The organism is Planococcus sp. S3-L1 (assembly GCF_030063085.1).
In the GTDB taxonomy this organism is placed as follows: domain Bacteria; phylum Bacillota; class Bacilli; order Bacillales_A; family Planococcaceae; genus Planococcus; species Planococcus kocurii.
Genome location: NZ_JASISN010000014.1, coordinates 46,455 through 64,946 on the forward strand (window position 1 = coordinate 46,455; position 18,492 = coordinate 64,946).

The 18,492-nt window shown below is 38.4% G+C and carries 14 protein-coding genes; 13 read left to right on the forward strand and 1 reads right to left on the reverse strand.

Annotated features, from left to right (window positions below; translation table 11 throughout):
* The first annotated feature begins 155 nt into the window (after positions 1 to 155).
* Both QMF37_RS13015 and QMF37_RS13020 read left to right on the forward strand, forming a co-directional pair.
* A complete protein-coding gene (locus tag QMF37_RS13015) occupies positions 156 to 1,121 on the forward strand; it encodes a glycosyltransferase family 2 protein (protein WP_078080632.1) in 966 nt (321 codons plus the stop codon).
* Positions 1,122 to 1,155: 34 nt separating this feature from the next.
* The gene (locus QMF37_RS13020; RefSeq protein WP_283478471.1) at positions 1,156 to 2,622 is read left to right on the forward strand and encodes a lipopolysaccharide biosynthesis protein; all 1,467 of its coding nucleotides are present in this window, start codon (positions 1,156 to 1,158) and stop codon (positions 2,620 to 2,622) included.
* 45 nt (positions 2,623 to 2,667) lie between these two features.
* On the opposite strand, the gene QMF37_RS13025 is transcribed toward QMF37_RS13020, so the two are convergent.
* On the reverse strand, positions 2,668 to 3,657 hold the full coding sequence (locus QMF37_RS13025; protein WP_058384597.1) for a GNAT family N-acetyltransferase: 990 nt from the start codon (positions 3,655 to 3,657) through the stop codon (positions 2,668 to 2,670).
* Positions 3,658 to 4,022: 365 nt separating this feature from the next.
* Here QMF37_RS13025 and QMF37_RS13030 point away from each other — a divergent pair, with 365 nt between their 5' ends.
* The 11 genes from QMF37_RS13030 (at position 4,023) to QMF37_RS13080 (ending at position 18,465) form a co-directional block, all read left to right on the forward strand.
* The gene (locus tag QMF37_RS13030) at positions 4,023 to 5,147 is read left to right on the forward strand and encodes a right-handed parallel beta-helix repeat-containing protein (protein WP_078080845.1); all 1,125 of its coding nucleotides are present in this window, start codon (positions 4,023 to 4,025) and stop codon (positions 5,145 to 5,147) included.
* Between the two features lie 194 nt (positions 5,148 to 5,341).
* Complete coding sequence (locus tag QMF37_RS13035; RefSeq protein WP_071153320.1) at positions 5,342 to 6,253, forward strand: glycosyltransferase family 2 protein; 912 nt, start codon at positions 5,342 to 5,344, stop codon at positions 6,251 to 6,253.
* 580 nt (positions 6,254 to 6,833) lie between these two features.
* On the forward strand, positions 6,834 to 8,312 hold the full coding sequence (locus tag QMF37_RS13040) for a lipopolysaccharide biosynthesis protein (RefSeq protein WP_283478472.1): 1,479 nt from the start codon (positions 6,834 to 6,836) through the stop codon (positions 8,310 to 8,312).
* A gap of 39 nt (positions 8,313 to 8,351) precedes the next feature.
* Positions 8,352 to 9,503 (forward strand): DegT/DnrJ/EryC1/StrS family aminotransferase, encoded by a 1,152-nt coding sequence (locus tag QMF37_RS13045; protein WP_058384601.1) that lies wholly within the window; start codon positions 8,352 to 8,354, stop codon positions 9,501 to 9,503.
* A 17-nt stretch (positions 9,504 to 9,520) separates the two neighbouring features.
* The gene (rfbA, locus tag QMF37_RS13050; protein ID WP_078080630.1) at positions 9,521 to 10,429 is read left to right on the forward strand and encodes a glucose-1-phosphate thymidylyltransferase RfbA; all 909 of its coding nucleotides are present in this window, start codon (positions 9,521 to 9,523) and stop codon (positions 10,427 to 10,429) included.
* Positions 10,430 to 10,442: 13 nt separating this feature from the next.
* On the forward strand, positions 10,443 to 11,459 hold the full coding sequence (rfbB, locus tag QMF37_RS13055; RefSeq protein WP_283478473.1) for a dTDP-glucose 4,6-dehydratase: 1,017 nt from the start codon (positions 10,443 to 10,445) through the stop codon (positions 11,457 to 11,459).
* 44 nt (positions 11,460 to 11,503) lie between these two features.
* Positions 11,504 to 13,621 carry a protein kinase family protein gene (locus QMF37_RS13060; RefSeq protein WP_283478474.1) on the forward strand — a complete coding sequence of 706 codons (2,118 nt, stop codon included), beginning with the start codon at positions 11,504 to 11,506 and terminating at the stop codon, positions 13,619 to 13,621.
* A 21-nt stretch (positions 13,622 to 13,642) separates the two neighbouring features.
* Positions 13,643 to 15,118 (forward strand): MOP flippase family protein, encoded by a 1,476-nt coding sequence (locus QMF37_RS13065; RefSeq protein ID WP_283478475.1) that lies wholly within the window; start codon positions 13,643 to 13,645, stop codon positions 15,116 to 15,118.
* A gap of 307 nt (positions 15,119 to 15,425) precedes the next feature.
* Positions 15,426 to 16,376, forward strand: a complete 951-nt coding sequence (gene fcl / locus QMF37_RS13070) for a GDP-L-fucose synthase (RefSeq protein WP_071153318.1) — start codon at positions 15,426 to 15,428, stop codon at positions 16,374 to 16,376.
* 11 nt (positions 16,377 to 16,387) lie between these two features.
* A complete protein-coding gene (gene gmd / locus QMF37_RS13075) occupies positions 16,388 to 17,452 on the forward strand; it encodes a GDP-mannose 4,6-dehydratase (RefSeq protein WP_283478476.1) in 1,065 nt (354 codons plus the stop codon).
* Between the two features lie 41 nt (positions 17,453 to 17,493).
* Positions 17,494 to 18,465 carry a glycosyltransferase family 2 protein gene (locus QMF37_RS13080; RefSeq protein ID WP_283478477.1) on the forward strand — a complete coding sequence of 324 codons (972 nt, stop codon included), beginning with the start codon at positions 17,494 to 17,496 and terminating at the stop codon, positions 18,463 to 18,465.
* The last annotated feature ends 27 nt before the right edge of the window (positions 18,466 to 18,492 follow it).

Consider the following 18,492-nt stretch of genomic DNA (forward strand, 5'->3'; position numbering starts at 1 on the left):
TTATTTTTTATTGTGTGCTAAAATAAAAAAGGTACTAGCTATAAGTATAAAATGTTGGTTCGAGCTGTTACCTGCACACTCCATTCTTCTAGGTATTTTTATAAAATTTTTTAATTTCGTAATCTGTCTTACTCAAACTTGAAGGAGTGGAGCTTATGACAACTAACCCAGTGGTCAGCATTGTCTGCACGAGCTACAATCACGGAGATTATCTAGCTGACGCGATTGATAGCTTTCTTATGCAAGAAACAACATTTGATGTGGAAATCTTGATTTATGACGATGCTTCAACTGATCATAGTCCTCACGTAATCAAACAATACGAAAATAAGTATCCCTCTTTAATTAACCCAATCTACCAAACCCACAATCAATATTCAAAAGGAGTCCGAGTTGAACTTTTCAATCACAACCGGGCTCAAGGAAAATACATCGCTGTTTGTGAAGGTGACGATTATTGGACAGATCCCTACAAATTGCAAAAACAAGTTGACTATATGGAGGCTCATCCTTCTTGTAGTATGACGGTGCATGCGGCAGACCGTGTTCTTTCAGACAAGAAGAAAGTTCTATCTACGGTAAGACCGGCGCATGGAAATGCCGTTTTTTCCATGGAACGCGTGATAGAGGGAGACGGCGACTTGATTGCGACAAACTCCATGGTCTATTCCAAAGAAAAAATAGCTGTACTTGCCCCGTTTTACTTGAATGCAGTGGTAGGAGATTACCCGTTGGTTATTTTAGCCGCGCTTCATGGAACGGTAGATTATTTGGATGACAATATGTCGGCTTATCGAGTAGGAGTAAAGGGCTCATGGACAGAACGGGAGTTAGCGACCAGTACAAAGCGGATCAACCATTATCATCATATGGAAGAAATGTTCGACGAGATTAACGAATACACCCATTTTATGTATAACGATGCATTGACTAAGGCGAAAAATCGCTATCAGTTTTTACGTTTACTGGATCAGGGGAAATTTAAAGAAATAAAGCAGGGGGACCACCGAAAAATTTACTTAGAGCTCAGTATGAAAAAACGAATAGTTTTGGAGATGAAACGGTATTTTCCAACCATCACAAATACGCTTCGAAAAGTAAAGTGGAAAATGATTCGATAAGGATAAGGCGAACAGGAGAATAGGAGACCGGTAAATGGAACCACAATCGTCAATGAAAAAAAAGACAATCGGCGGTCTGCTGTGGAGTTTCGGGGATTTAGTCGGCAATCAAGGCATTCAGTTTCTTATTCAAATCATTTTGGCACGCATGCTGTTGCCTGAACATTTTGGGTTAATAGGCATGATACTGGTGTTTATTGCATTGTCGAATTCCTTAGTCGACAGTGGATTTACGCAAGCCTTAATACGAGAACGAAACGCGAGTCAAACGGATTATTCAACGGTTTTTTACTTTAACTTTTTGATTGCTGTCCTGATTTACTGGATTCTCTACGCGGCAGCACCAAGTATTGGTCGCTTTTTTGATGAGCCACAACTCGTACAGCTTGTTCGCGTATTGTCTATCGGTATTATGATCAACTCATTTGCCGTTATACCCAAAGCGATATTCGCTAAAGAAGTGAATTTCAAGGTCCAAGCAAAAATTAATTTGAGTTCCAGTATTCTATCGGGACTTATCGCGGTTGGATTAGCGATGGCAGGATATGGTGTTTGGAGTTTGGTGCTACGGCAATTGTCGATGAACACCATTCAATCTCTGTTGTTTACGCTATCGAAAAAGTGGATGCCATCATTCGTGTTTAGCGTCACCTCGTTCAAACGATTATTCGGTTTTGGCTGGAAGCTTCTCGTCTCAGGTTTGATCGATACTTTCTATACCAATGTTTATTTCTTGATTATCGGCAAGCAATATTCCACTGCACAATTAGGGTACTATACAAATGCATCTCGTTTTAGTGAAATTGTTTCACAAAATCTAGCTGCTACTATTCTACGAGTGACTTATCCAGTGCTTAGTCGCATTCAAGATGATAATGAACGCTTAAAACAGTCTTATAAAAACATCACAAAGCTCGCAGCTTTTCTGATCTTTCCGATAATGGTAGGTATGGCAGCTGTGGGTGAGCCGCTAGTACTTCTCGTGTTTGGTGAAAAATGGCTTCCGATGGTCACTTACTTCCAATTGTTATCCATCGCGGGAATGCTCTACCCAATTTTAGCTCTCGATCTGAGCATTTTTCAAGTAAAAGGCCGATCTGATTTGTATCTTCTTTTGGAAATAATCAATAAAACGTCGTTGACCGTGCTACTGGCAGTTGCTATTGTCCTGGACTTAGGAGTTATTGGGTTGATCGTAGCGGCAATTTTGAATACGTACCTTGAATTTTTCGTTAACTGTCAGTTCTCTAAAAAAGAAGTGGCCTATCCAGCGAAAGAAAAAGTGCGTGACTTACTTCCAACGTACTTGCTGTCTCTAGGAATGGGCGGTGTCGTATGGACACTTGGCGAAATGTTGAAAATTCCAGTTTTTTTCCAACTGACAATCCAGGTTACGGCTGGAATAGTCGTTTACGTGACGGCCTGTTGGATTGCAAACGTCGGGGAACTGAAGACGGTCTATAAACTAATCATGTCTATTCCTTCATTAAAAAACCGGTAAGCAGGATTAGCTGCTTACCGGTTTTCGGGACTTCTTCATTTGGGTTTATGGCCATCGATAGGCTGGGAAAAGTTCGCTTTCAATATTGGCATCTGTTTCTTTTAGTAATTGCTGGTAAACTTGTTGGTCCCATATTTTATTGCCAACATAGTAGTCGAATTCCGTATTCTTCCCAAATTTCTTTTTGAATAAATACAGCGTGTCATCGGGACCAGGATTAACACCGCCACCTGAATGAATATATTCCACGCCTTGTTCTTTAGCCCATAACACAATGGCGTAGGTCATGACGTAAACAGGTGACAGGTGATTAAAGTCGCCGTCAACGGTGCCAGAAAGATGAGTATGGATGACATTGCCAGAATGGAAATGGAGCTCTGCACCAATCACTTGAGAATCGAAAATGGCCTCAACTAATAGTAGCTGATCACCAAAATTATCAAGAATTTTTGAAAAGTATTCACGATCAAACAAGTAGAAATCGGCGGCACCAACGCGTTTCATTGTGGCGAGATAAATATCTTGAAATTGATCTAAGTTAGATGGATTCAATGTAATTCGATAAGTCACACCGTCTCTTAATGCTTTTCGAATTCTCTTGCGTGTTGAGCCTGAAAATTCTTCCTGTACAGGATCTTCAAACCCTTTTAACGTGACGCCTGTAGTATGGCGCCTGAAAAGAACCGTATAACAGGACTTGAAATCTTCAGCATTGCCGGCAATTGGATGAAAGCGAACAAACTCACTGACGATATTGTGTCTTTGACAATAATCTTGAAAAGCTTGAGAAAATTGCGTAATCAGTTCATCCTTACGAGTTTTGTCCGCTAATTCGGTAATGATAGGACCTCCGTAGCCATAAGGCGTCAGTAGGTCAAAATAAGGACCACCTTCTAGTGAGACTGGAATTTCTCTTTTGATAAATTGGTGATAGACCGATCCTAGAGGATGTTCGAATTCGAAAACTTCGCAAATTCCTCCTTCCATCTTTTCATAAAGTTCAATATAATCTTTTGTCAAAAATAAATCCCTCAAAATAAAACCTCATTTCTTCAAATTGGTAGGATACATTTTAAACTTCATCTTCTCTATTCTAAGTTCAGTCATGTAGAATCCATTTTCTTGCTAGATATAACTAAATTTTCAATTAAATTAAACTCTCTATTGATTGTAGCTGATATTATAGGTAAATGCGAGGGGGTAAATCATTCGTTTATCCATCAAACTACATAAAAATTTTAAATACAGTACAAAATGAAGGAGTAAATGGTTATTTTTAAAAGAAAATAGTATTCAGAAAAATGTGCATTTAAAGAAAGGTTAGCTTATACTAGCATTAAACGGTGTGTAGCAATGCTATACCCTTTCGATGTAGTGTTGAGGTGGAAGGAGAAATGTTGATGACCTACAAGAAGATTTTTCGTAGGCTTCTTTGTGTACTAGGAATTTGTGGAATGGTTGCTGTATTTATTATGGGACAAAGCTCTTTCTTACCTGAAGAAAAAATTGATGCAAAAATACAGTTTGGAGCAGAAGGTGATGGTCTGACGGATGACACGAAAGCAATACAGCGAGCTATTGATGAAACGCCAATAGGTGGGACAATGCACATTCCACCGGGTATTTATAAATTGACCAAAAATCCTGATTTAAAAGCGAGTACAGGATACGGAGATAGTTTTTTTGCCTTGAAAATTTCCAAGCCGATTACCATTATGATGGATCAAGCGATTTTCAAGACGGAATCAGCAGGGAAATATGGTGTTTTTTGGATTATGGCTACTGCGGATGTTCATTTAAAGGGTGGTTTTTTGATGGGGGATCAACTACCGGATGGATCATTAACTTCCAATATTGCCATCCTGCTTCAAGATAGCCAAGAAAGTTCGATTGAAAACGTCTATACCAAAAATTACTCTCAAGGCATTCACTTGCACCACGCCAATAACAATATTGTTCGAAATGTGACGAGTGAATCCAATTATGGTTCCGGTATTATTAATTTTGCATCAGATTACAACACAATCGAGTCCTGTGTCGTTAGAAACTCTGGAGATGGCCACCTTTCGTTATTTGGGGGAGGTAAGAAAAACCTGGTGACAGGCTGCGTAGTGACAGAAAATCGCCCAGGCTATACCGATCAACAAGGCATTACGGTAGAAAGTGAAAAAGACAGTAAAGTTGAAAAAAATATGGTTAGCGGTTTTTATTACGGTATTGATGTCAAAAATGGAGCAGAGTCGAATGTCATTAAAGGAAATTTGGTTTACAACAATGAATACAATATCGCCGTCAGGCCAGGTGACGGAGGTGCTAATTTGATGACGCCGAGTCATCATATTAGCATTCTTCATAATCTGGCGATCAATCCGAGAAAAAGCTCAGAGCGTGGAATTTATATCAATGTTGGAAACGGACATATCGTGCAAGGCAATACGGTTGAAAAAAACAATCTGATTCTGCGCGATGAGAGTTTAAGGGTAAAATACCAGCAAGAGAATTTCATTGTCATTGACAAACAATAGTTGAAAACTTGCATAATTGTAAATTTTTTGTTTATTTTTCAGAATAATCAATTTACAATAAGTTTCTATGATAAGATAGAAACTGTGTAAATGAATTAGCGGAATTTTGTTCAGTTGAATCTGACAGTGGAAAGTTGGACGAATTCGTTATAGCTGCTGACAAAATATGCTTAACTGGGAGGGGGCTGTAATTTATGACAAGTGAGATAATGGTGAGTATCGAATGCAACAGTTATAATCATGAAGCTTTTATAGCGGAGGCATTAGATAGTATGTTAATGCAGAAAACAAATTTTGCTTTTGAAATTTTAGTTCATGATGATGCATCTACTGACCGAACAGCTGCTATCATCAGGCAATATGAACGGCAGTATCCAGATATTATTAAACCGATCTATCAGACCGAAAATCAATATTCCCAAAATATCCCTTTCGAGTTACTTGCTAACGAACGTGCATTAGGGAAGTATATGGCGGTTTGTGAAGGAGATGACTACTGGACCGATCCAGAGAAACTGCAAATACAAGTGGATTATATGGAAATGCACCCTGAGTGCAGCATGTGCGTACATGCTGCAGAAAAGGTCTCTGCCATAACTAAAAAAACCGTTGCTACGGTTCGACCAAGTCATAAGGACAAAATCTATTCGGTAGAAGAAGTGATTGAAGGAGGAGGCGAACTATTCGCTACCAATTCAATTTTGTATTCTCGTAACAGAATTTCTGAGATGCCTGAGTATTACCTAAATGCTACTATTGGCGATTATCCACTGGTCATCTGTGGCGCATTAAACGGGACGGTTTATTACATGGACCGGAATATGGCTGCATACCGAGTAGAAGTTAAAGGCTCTTGGACAGATACACAACTGTGTGGCATCTCTGCAAAGAAAAAACATCTTCAAGATGTTGAAAACCTACTCGATGAAGTTAATAGCTATACTCATTTTAAATACGACAAAGTCATCAATCGAACAAAACGTCGGGATCGTTTTTATGTGCTGCTAAAACAGCTGAAAATAAAGGAAACCATGAAAACAGGTTATAGACAGTTTTACGTAAAACCTGAATTTTTCAGAAGAATCTTTAAAAAAATCACAATTTGAAGTACCTGTTAGCTAAAAAAGCTTGCTTACTAACGAAAAACAAAAAGGAATTGGTTGTTTTATAACCAATTCCTTTTTGTTTTGATTTTTAATTAGCAAAATAGACCTATAACGAGTCTGGAAAAATAAATTCGATGAAAATAACAAGAAACAGGAAGGATATACCAGAAAAAACCTGAATTTTACGCGTGAAATTCATCAAAAAAAGAATGTATTTTCATTTTGTCAAAATAAAGTGGAATAATTTGCTTAATTAAAATAAAAAATAATCTAAATTATCTGTTATTTATGACATGTAGTGTGATAGAATGAAAATTAAGAATTAGAATTAAGCACAAAGTAGTGTATCTGAAATGGAGGATTAATAATTTAGAGGTTAACTAGATTTCATTTACCTATAATTAATTGAAAAATAAAATCCGGACTCAAAAATCTGAGTATTAAGTTTTCTGGTCAAAGCGTTTTAAGTAAAGTTGTTTTTCTTAATGTCTCGAACATCAATAACAATAGATGAGTACTATTAATTCGACCAAGTTACCAATAGGTTTGAGTAAATAGTTTTTCAGATAGGAGCCAGCAGATGAAACAGGAAAATTCATTGAAAAAAAAGACAATCAGTGGACTGCTGTGGAGCTTCGGAGACTTGATGGGAAATCAGGGCATTCAGTTTATCATTCAAATTATCTTGGCACGTATACTCATGCCGGAGGATTTTGGGATTATTGGAATGATTTTAGTCTTTGTTGCGTTATCAAATTCACTTGTAGACAGCGGATTTACACAAGCGTTAATCCGTGATCAAAAAGCCAATCAAACCGATTATTCGACGGTATTCTATTTTAATCTAGGTGTATCCATCGTCATTTATGCTGCATTATTCTTTTCTGCTCCATTAATTAGCGGTTTTTTTGAAGTCTCACAACTAACATCCATTATTAAAGTATTGGCGCTAGGTGTCATCATTAATGCATTTTCAATTATTCCCCGGGCAATGTTTACAAAAGAAGTGAACTTCAAAGTACAGGCAAAAGTCAATATGGCTGCCAGTATTCTATCAGGTGTAGTTGCAGTTGCAATGGCAATGACAGGCTATGGTGTCTGGAGTTTAGTTATCCGCATGCTCTTGATGAATTTAATTCAAGCGCTACTTCTCGTTTTTTCTAGAAAGTGGCTGCCTTCGTTAACGTTTAGCATGACATCATTCCGAAGGTTATTCGGATTTGGTTGGAAACTTCTTGTTTCTGGATTAATCGACACGGCTTATAACAATGTGTACTACATGATTATTGGTAAACAATATTCAGCCGGTGCTCTCGGGTATTACACCAATGCTGCAAAATTTAGCGATGTCGCGACGCAGTCTTTAACGGCGACAATTCAACGTGTGACATACCCGGTGTTAAGTGGTATTCAAGATCAAGAAGAGCGATTAAAACAAAGTTTTAAGAAGGTCATTAAGCTTTCAGGATTTTTAATCTTTCCACTCATGGTAGGTGTTGCAGCTGTTGCAGAGCCACTCATTCTTTTAATATTCGGTGCCAAATGGATAGATATGGTTCCTTATTTTCAGCTTCTAGCCATTGCCGGTATGCTTTATCCGATTCATGCCTTAAATTTAAATATTTTACAAGTAAAAGGACGCTCGGATTTGTTCTTATATTTAGAAATTATTAAAACGATTGTTCCAACACTGTTGATTATTACCGTTATTTGGATGGACTTAGGTCTCACGGCATTAGTAGCAACGGTTGTATTAGATTCGTTTATATCACTATTTATTAATGTTTATTTTTCGGGACGTGAAATCTCTTACAGTACGAAAGAACAATTCCTGGATTTGTTACCGATTTTTACGATTTCAGTTGTTATGGGATCTGTTGTATATGGGATTGGCAATCTCTTGCCGTTTACAGAACTTTTAACGCTCACCATACAAATTGGAATGGGAGTGGTTCTGTACATTACGATGTGCAAATTGTTTGACATCAAAGAATTCGATACGGTCTACAAGTTACTGGTACCGGTCATAAAAAAGATAAAACCCGCTAAGACGGGATGATTTAGAAAAAAGTAGGTTGACATTGAGGGAGGGAATGGAATGGCAAAAGTTTTTGAACATCCGATTTATGTGACTAGACCGTTACTGCCAGACATCACAGACGTTACAGCACGGATAAAGACCGTATGGGACAGTAAGCAATTAACGAATTTTGGTGCACAACACAATGAGTTGAGCGACAAGCTGAAAGTTTACTTAGAAGTGGATCACTTGTCTATGTTCAATAACGGTACGTTAGCGTTATTGCTCGGATTGAAAGCTTTAGCGTTAACAGGTGAAGTCATTACAACGCCATTTACATTTCCAGCAACTGTACAAGCACTAGATTGGAACAACTTGACGCCGGTATTTTGCGATATTGACCCTGTTACTTTTAATATTGATGCCGATAAAATCGAAGCCTTAATTACTGAAAAAACAAGTGCCATTTTGGGTGTTCACGTATTTGGTAATCCGTGCGATGTGGAAAAAATTCAAGCAATTGCGGATAAGCATGGGTTAAAAGTAATTTACGACGGCGCTCATGCTTTTGGATCGAAAATAAACGGGATACCGATTAGCAGTTTTGGAGATATGACCATGTTCAGTTTTCACGCGACAAAGCTATTCAACACAATTGAAGGTGGTGCACTAGTTTATCAGGATCCAGCGCTCGTCAAAAAACTGGATTTACTGAGAAACTTTGGAATTGCTAATTCTGAAGAAGTAGTGCTGTCAGGGTTAAATGCTAAGTTGAACGAAGTCCAGGCAGGCGTTGGGCTAGAAGTTCTAAAAGTAATGGACGAAGAAAGAACCAAGCGCCATGCCGTTAAAAAAGTGTATGAACAGCATTTAGCAGCTATTGAAGGCATTAGAGTCTTGACGACTCTTGAGGATAGAGCGAGCAGCTATCAGTATTTTGTTATTGAAATTGATGAGGCTAAATTTGGGAAGTCGAGAGACGATGTTCATCGCGAACTTCAAAAACACAATGTATTTGCCAGAAAGTACTTTTATCCTTTATGTAGTGATTTTGACTGGTACAGCGATTTACCGTCAGCACGACCGGAAAATTTGCCGAATGGTCAGAAGGCTGTTCAGCAAGTGTTGGCCATGCCTTATTACGGGGCATTATCAACCGATTCGGTCGCAGCGATCTGCGGCATCATCCAAGAACTTCATGTGACGCAAAAAAGTCTATCTCAACTATAAGAAATGAGGGAGTTATGATGAAAGGAATAATTTTAGCTGGTGGAACGGGTACGCGTCTTTACCCGCTAACAAAATCGATTTCCAAACAAATGCTGCCTGTCTACGACAAGCCCATGATTTATTATCCACTATCTGTTTTAATGCTTGCGGGAATTAAAGAAATTTTAATTATTTCAACACCACGAGATATTTCTGGATTTTTAAGCTTGCTCGGTAATGGACAAAAATTAGGAATTAAACTGGAATATGCAATCCAAGAAGAACCGAACGGATTGGCTGAAGCATTTACAATTGGTGAGAGTTTTATTGGGGATTCAACGGTTGCGCTCGTATTGGGCGATAACGTTTTTTATGGCTCGGATTTTGGTAGCAGGTTACAAGAGTCTGCAGAATTAACGAAAGGTAGCATTATTTTCGGCTGTCACGTAGCGGACCCGAGAGCGTATGGGGTAGTTGAAATAGATGATGAATTAAATATCGTTTCTATAGAAGAAAAACCAGAACAGCCAAAATCTTCCTATGCTATTCCAGGTCTTTATTTCTTTGACAATCAAGTTGTTGAAATCGCTAAAAGCATAACGCCTTCAGCGCGCGGAGAAAAAGAAATTACTTCTGTTGTCGATGAATACTTAAAGCGCGGGGAATTGAATGTCAATATTATGGGGCGTGGACTAGCATGGTTAGACACTGGGACGCACGAAGCTTTGCTGGAAGCTTCAAACTTTGTCGAAGCTATTCAAAAAAGACAGGGGTTATATGTCGCTTGTTTAGAAGAAATTGCATATAGGAGAGGGTATATTAGCCAAGCGCAATTGATAGAGTTAGCGCAGCCTTTGAAAAAAACGGATTACGGGCAGTATTTATTAGATATTGCTTCTGAAAAATCGTTGTTGCCGAGAAATACATTGTTGCCCAATAACTCATAGAAGGAGCACACCTATGGAAAACCTATTAGTAACCGGTGGGGCAGGTTTTATTGGGGGGAACTTTGTCCAATATATGGCCGACAAATATCCGAATTATCATATTTACAATTTAGATGTACTAACATATGCAGGGGATTTAACAAAACATCAGAAAATCGAAAATGGAAAAAATTATAGCTTTGTTCGTCTTGATATCGCAGATCGGCAGGCAATTAATGAACTATTTGAGCAAATAGATTTTACTTATATTGTTCATTTTGCAGCAGAAAGCCACGTAGATCGTTCGATTACAGAGCCAGAAATTTTTATCCGGACAAATGTGTTAGGCACACAAGTGTTGCTGGATGCCGCAAAACGATCAACGATCAAAAAGTTTGTCCACGTTTCGACGGATGAGGTATACGGAGAGTTAGATTTCGATCCGACAACTTTTTTTACCGAAACAACACCGTTGCAGCCAAGTAGTCCTTACAGTGCCAGTAAAGCGTCATCGGATTTATTGGTCAGAGCTTATTACGAGACTTACGGTTTGCCAGTTAACATTACGCGTTGCTCTAATAATTATGGTCCTTATCATTTTCCAGAAAAGCTAATTCCGTTAACAATTTCACGCGTATTAAATGACCAGAAAGTGCCTGTTTATGGCGATGGCAAAAATGTTCGTGACTGGTTGCACGTTCTGGATCATTGTTCAGCGATTGATTTAGTGTTGCATAGCGGGGAAATTGGCGAAGTTTACAACATCGGCGGTCACAACGAACAAACGAATTTGGAAGTGGTGCGGACGATTATTGAGACTTTAGGCAAATCACATGACCTGATCGAGTTTGTTGAAGATCGGTTAGGTCACGATAAACGGTATGCAATCGATCCGACAAAAATTGAGCAATTGGGTTGGCAACCTGTTTATGATTTTGAAACAGGCATTGCTCAGACAATCGATTGGTTTATGGAAAATAAGGAATGGTGGCAACAAATCATCAGCGGGGAATACCAACAGTATTTCGACAGGCAGTATGCAAGAAAATAACAAATGTGCATAGTCTAGTATGCCGGTGGACGAGGAGGAATGGAATGATGGCAAATCAGCCAACAATCAGCGAGTATATAACGGCTTCTTATCCGAACAAACAAGCAGTGAAAATACTGGAATACAATGCTGAAACCAGCAGTTTGAAAAAACAGCTAGCAACTTCAGGATATAAAAACTTTCTTGGAATTTGTCGACGTAAATCAAGTGGTAAACAGGATCCAGAGCTGTATTATGCGACTGAAAAGACGCTAACGTATAAAAACAATGCCGAAGTATTGATTATGAATAACGCTGATTTTTTAGATTTGAAAAATGCGTTTCATTCATCAGCAAATTTAATTCTTTTCATTCCGTCTAACATTGTTGATCGTGCCAGTTTCTTGCCGCTTTGGGCTTACAAACTAGCGAGAAAGAAAAAATGGACGTTCTATTTTGAGTCCTTTATTGACGGTTTGGGAAAAACAAAAGCGACCGTTGTCTTTAAACGAGATCATCAAAAGGACAAAGAAGCCCGACAATACTTGTCACCGGAACTTGGACTTGATTCTTTTTTCAAGCTTCTTAACGAACGCCAACTGGATTACGTTGTATTGCGCTGGTTTAATGAACTTCCTTTTCTAGACCTTAACGAAGATGTCGATCTGCTAGTTTCAGATAGACATATTGAAAAAGTCAGAGAACTGTTAAATGAGAAAGTCGGCATATTGCCGTTTGATATTTATAGCGTAGGGGGTCTGACAGGCAGTAACTTTAAAAATATTGCCTATTACCCACCTTATCTTGCTGAAACCATATTGGACCAAAAAAAACTGTGGAACAACAAGTATTACGTACCGTCTAACATTCATTATTTTCTTAGTCTGATGTATCACGCAGTTTATCATAAAGGTGAAAAATCAGGAATTCCAGCAAATGTAGAAGGCCGTGTTATAAAAATGCCTCAAGATCATGATTATCCAGCAGTTCTTCAGCAACTTGCAGCTGAAACGGGTAATTCTCTTGAAGAAATTAGTTTGCCTTATTTTCATCAGTTTCTGGAGGAACAAGGCTGGGCACCTTCGACAGATACCATTCGGAAGCTTATTGGAGTCAGTGGCAATTGGTTAGAGTCTGTTATCAAGTCAAGTGAACATCATTTTGAGAAGGATGGCGAATTAATGGTTTTTGTCGTTCGGGAATGGGCAGAACAGCGGCAACTGACAGATTACATGATCGACTGGTTTGAACGTAATGGTCTATGTTTAATTCGTGCAATCAAACTCGATGATGAACAAAAAAGAAACGCTTCGCAAAATTTGAGGGGAGGAAATTGGGGGCAAGGTCCATGGCCAGTTAGTGGAGGCAAGCCTTCCACTTTACTGGTCATGTATGATTATCATCCAAAACAACTCGATTCAAAAATGAAGAAAAAATATCCGCATGTCTCAAATGAACATTACTTACTAAAAGAGCAGCTGCGCTCGGAAATTAATGGTGCATTGTCCAAAGAACAACGTGCTAATCCACTTCACAGCGCCGATGATGAAATTGAAGCGCTGGATTATATCGCTGCAGTTGCTCCTGATCTCGTAAATGAAGTTAAAAACGTCATCAATTGTTGGGATGAAGCTTATCGAACGCAGGAAAAAGTAATTGCAGACGTTTCAGAAAAAAAGCGACGCGCTAAAGTAGAGATTATTGAATATCTAGGAAATAAAGCGGTGAAGAAAACGTATAAAGCGGGTAGAGAACGATTTTTGGAACGAGAAAAATTTGTTTACGGAGAATTGAGTAAGGAGTGTGATTTTATTCCGAAGCTGCTAGACAGTGGGGAGAATTACATTATCGTTCCGTACTTGAAAACCAATCGACTGACTGAAAGTTGGCATATTAAAAAGCAAATTCTAAAACGAAAACATAAGCAGGAGATTTTTACGATAAATGAATTTTTCTACAATAAAGGCTATGCGCTAATTGACTTTCATCCCGGAAATATCTTGCTGAGCTCTGATGGATTAAAACTTATTGATTTTGAGTTTTTGTATCAATATGAACAACTTCCACCAAATGTTAATGATTCATTTGACCTGAACGGATTTCCAGAAGATTTTGCAGCAGACAAACCTTATGGAATATTTCCAAAGCAGCGCCGGAATATGTGGAAGAAGATTTTATATTAAACGCGATTAGAGGAATGACTTATGGCGTCTTTGAAAAACCAAGCAGCAAGTAGTGTAAAACTCACTTCCATTTCCATGCTCGTAACCAGTGTCCTTCAAATCGCTCAATTGCTGATTTTAGGTAAAGTATTGGGGCCAGAAGTGTTCGGACTAATTGCGATGGTCCAAATTGTCATTCAGTTTTCACAATTATTCCTGGAGATGGGAATAACCGATGCTATTATTCAGAAAGAAAAAATCACCAAAATTGAGTTATCAAGTTTGTATTGGTTTTCTATTTTTGTTGGACTGGTGCTATTTATTGTCTTATTGCTTGCGGCTCCTTTAATTGCAGGGTTGTTTGATCAACCGAGCTTAACGTCGATGATTCAAGTAGTGGGCATTAGCTTTCTCATTTTACCGTTTGGATTACAATTCCAAACACTTGCCACAAAAAAGTTGGAGTTTCTGCAAATTACAAAAAATGAAATTTTAGCAACAACTACTGGTGTGATGCTGACTATTTGTTTGGCTATTTTTACAAATCTTGGTCCGTGGTCTTTAGTCTATGGCCACATCGTTATGTCAGTGTTTAGGAGTGTTCCGTGGATAATTGAAGGATACCGAAATCCAGAAACGAGACCACAATGGCTATTTTCTTGGGCCGCTATTAAAGGATTTGTCGCATTTGGTATGTATCGTCTAGGATCGACCAGCATCAATTATTTCACGACGAAAATTGATCAAATGATTGTCGGCATTGTTCTTGGTTCAGCGGCACTTGGTTATTACAGCATGGCCATGAACCTAATTATGCAGCCGGTTCAGAAATTAAATTCCATGATTAATCGGGTAGCCTTTCCGGTGTTTTCGAAAATTCAGCTGGATAAAAGCAAGTTGCGTAGAACCTATTTATTCATAACTCATATGTTAACGAGCTTTAATGCACCGTTATTGGCAGGAGTAGTAGTGTTAGCGCCGTATGCAGTTCCGGTAGTGCTTGGAGATGACTGGAAACAGAGCACAGTCATTATTCAAATCCTTTGTCTATATGCTTTGTTCAAAGCTTTGGGTAATCCAAGTGGCAGCTTATTTATTGCAGTGGGGAAAGTAAGATGGAGCTTTTACTGGCAACTGGTTCAATTAGCGATTATTCCAATTGTTGTCTTTTTCGCCGGTTTATCAGGAAGTGTCGTTATTGTTGCCTTAGCGGTTGGTGTACTCAGACTGGTTTTATTTTATGTCAGTTATTTTGTCAGGATTCGTCAAATTATTGGTGATAGTTTAAGTGAACTAAATAGAGCAATTGCTAAGCCGGTCATTCACTCAGTTATTATGTTAGCGCCTTTGTATATCCTAAATACTCAGCTAACGAAAGTTGGACCACTTGGTATTATGACGATCGATGTCATTATCGGAATGTTAATTTACAGCTTGTTAGTATTCTTAAATCAACGTGAGCTAGTAATAGAAGTAAAGAGTTTTTTTCAAAAAAGAACGATGATTAAAGAAGGGTAAGAAAAATACGGCAACCAGCTGGGGGAGACGAGTCCGATCGCTATGTATGAAAAAAGTTTTAGCAAGTTGGTTGAAAGTTTGTTGTTAAAATAAAAGAGAATTCATATTAATTATCAAATAGTCTAAATAATCTGTAATATTTAGGTTATTATGTGTTAGAATAAGAAAATAAAATCAATTAGTAAGTATATAGTCTTGGGTACAAAGGTTTTATAGCTACTAATTATCTTTTTTCTGAGGAACATGTAATAAATTCCAGCATCCATGAACTCATAATGGCATAGGCTGAAAAAAAGGTGGGGTACTTATGAAGTTAGATTCAAAAATTTATGTAGCTGGACATCGGGGCCTTGTAGGCTCTGCAATTGTGAGAAACCTACAGAAAAATGGGTATACGAATCTCGTATTTCGGACTAGCCAAGAATTGGATTTGACAAAAGCCGGTCAGGTTAGTGCATTCTTTCAAAAAGAGCGACCTGACTATGTATTTTTAGCTGCTGCAAAAGTAGGTGGCATTGTTGCCAATAACGATTATCCAGCAGATTTTATTCGAGATAATTTAATGATTCAAACAAATGTGATTGATACAGCTTACCAAAATAATGTGAAAAAACTACTGTTTCTAGGCAGTACGTGTATTTATCCGAGACTAGCAGTACAGCCGATGAGAGAAGACTCGTTGTTGACTGGTGAACTTGAGCCGACGAATGAGCCTTACGCAATTGCCAAAATTGCCGGTATTAAAATGTGCCAATCCTATAACCGTCAATACGGCACTGACTTTATTTCGATTATGCCAACAAATTTATATGGACCGAATGATAATTTCGATTTAACGAGTTCCCATGTTCTACCCGCATTAATTCGGAAATTCCATGAGGCGAAAATGAATCACGTAACGACTGTAGAGGTATGGGGAACGGGAGCGCCAAAACGAGAATTTCTTTACTCAGATGATTTGGCTGATGCTGCGGTTTACTTGATGAATACTTACAGCGGCAATGATTTGGTCAATATCGGAATGGGGAAAGATATTTCGATTAAAGAGTTGGCAGAGAAAATTGGGGAAACGGTTGGGTACCAAGGAGAAATCGTCTTTAATACATCAAAACCTGATGGAGCTCCGCGCAAATTAGTAGATGTTAGTCGTCTAAAAAGCCTCGGATGGGAAGCGGGAATTTCGTTAGATGATGGCTTAGAGTTAGCTTATAAATGGTTTTTAGAACATGTAGAAAAAAATACAACCATAACCACTTGAGGGGGAAAATCATGAAAAAGGCATTGATTACAGGAGTTAACGGGCAAGACGGTTCGTTTCTATCAGATTTCTTACTAGACAAAGGTTATGAAGTCCATGGCATTATTCGTAGAAGTTCTAGTTTTAATACGGGACGTATTGAACACCTATATATTGAAGAACTAAAGTCGAGTGAGAATTTTTATATTCATTACGGGGACATGACCGATACATCTAATATTATTCGGTTAATTAGCGAAATTAAACCAGATGAAATTTACAATTTAGCAGCAATGTCTCATGTAAAAGTATCCTTTGAGACGCCTGAATATACAGCAGATGTGGATGGCATTGGAACTTTACGTATTTTAGAAGCAGTACGTATTTTAGGGCTAGAGAAAAAAACGCGAATTTACCAAGCTTCTACCTCAGAACTTTACGGCAAAGTGCAAGAAGTTCCACAAAAGGAAACGACGCCATTTTATCCTCGTTCTCCTTACGGTGTGGCGAAACTTTATGGCTACTGGATTACGAAAAACTATCGTGAATCTTATGATATGTTCGCAGTCAATGGCATTCTGTTCAACCACGAATCAGAGCGTCGTGGTGAAACCTTCGTAACGCGAAAAATTACGATGGCAGTCGCACGCATCGCCAGTGGCAAACAAGATAAACTGTTGCTTGGTAACCTGGATGCTAGGCGGGACTGGGGTTATGCTAAGGATTATGTGGAATGCATGTGGCTAATTTTACAGCATGAGACGCCTGAAGATTTTGTCATTGCGACAGGAGAAATGCATACAGTTCGTGAATTTGCGACGCTTGCTTTTAAACATGCAGGAATTGAAATTGAATGGCAAGGAGAAGGAATTGACGAAAAAGGCATCAATGCAAAAACAGGAGACGTTGTGCTGGAAGTCAATCCCGAATATTTCAGGTTGTCAGAAGTTGATCAACTATTGGGAGACCCTTCAAAAGCGAAAAAACTACTTGGGTGGAATCCAACTGCGACGTCATTTGAAGAACTTGTAGAAATCATGGTCACGCACGACTGCAATTTGTTGAAAGAAGAAAGAACTACGATCGTTGAGTATTAGTCGAAGGGAAGTTCCTTATCCGAGTGGGGGGATCGAATGTAATGATGGCTTCAAATGATAAAGTTAGCGTTATTATTCCGACGTATAATCGTTCAGCGTTGCTGAAAAAAGCAGTGAAAAGTTTAGAAAACCAAAGTCATCAGAACTTGGAAATCATTATTATTGATGATTTTTCGACAGATGATACAGCAGAAGTCGTAGAGAAGATGGCGGATGAACGAATTATTTATCTTAAACATAGTAAGAACAAAGGGGGATCGGAAGCTAGAAACACTGGGATCGAACGAGCCACAGGAGATTATATTGGCTTTTTAGATTCAGACGATCAATGGCTTCCGAAAAAGTTGGAAAAACAACTAAAACAATTTCAAGGAAAACCGAATGTAGGTGTAATCTACACGGGAGTTCAAGTAGTGGACGAAAACAATCAATCTACTCGTAAAATAATTCCTGAGTTTCGAGGTGATATATTAGCCAAATTGTTTGAATTTAATTATATTGACACGACTTCTTCTGTATTAGTGAGAAAAGACATATTAGATCAAACGGAAGGTTTCGATTCTAGTTTGCCCAGTTGCCAGGACTGGGATTTGTACATAAGACTAGCGCAAATCACTGAGTTTGATTTTGTTAAAGAAAGTCTTGTGCTGTTTTATCATCACAGTGGTGAACGCATCACAACGAATGTAAATTCGGTGCTCAGTGGTCATTTGAGTATTTTTGAAAAGTACAGAGAGTTAGCGGGAAAACAACGCAAAGCCACTTTTCATCGTTTTGCTTTAACCATTTGGAAAGTTATTTTCAGAGCTGGCATTACGGATCAAAACAAAGAAACGATAAAGCTGTCTAGAAATATATTGATAGAAGCGTTCAAAAATAATCGAATGTCATTAAAGTTTCTCTTCTATTATATTTCTACTTTTTTAAATTTGAAGATTTTAGTCTATCTCTATACACAATCCAAAAAAACCAATAAAAAATCTCATCTTCTATCTGTGGATGCACCTTCTTGAAATAGGTAGGTAAAAATTGGGTTGTCG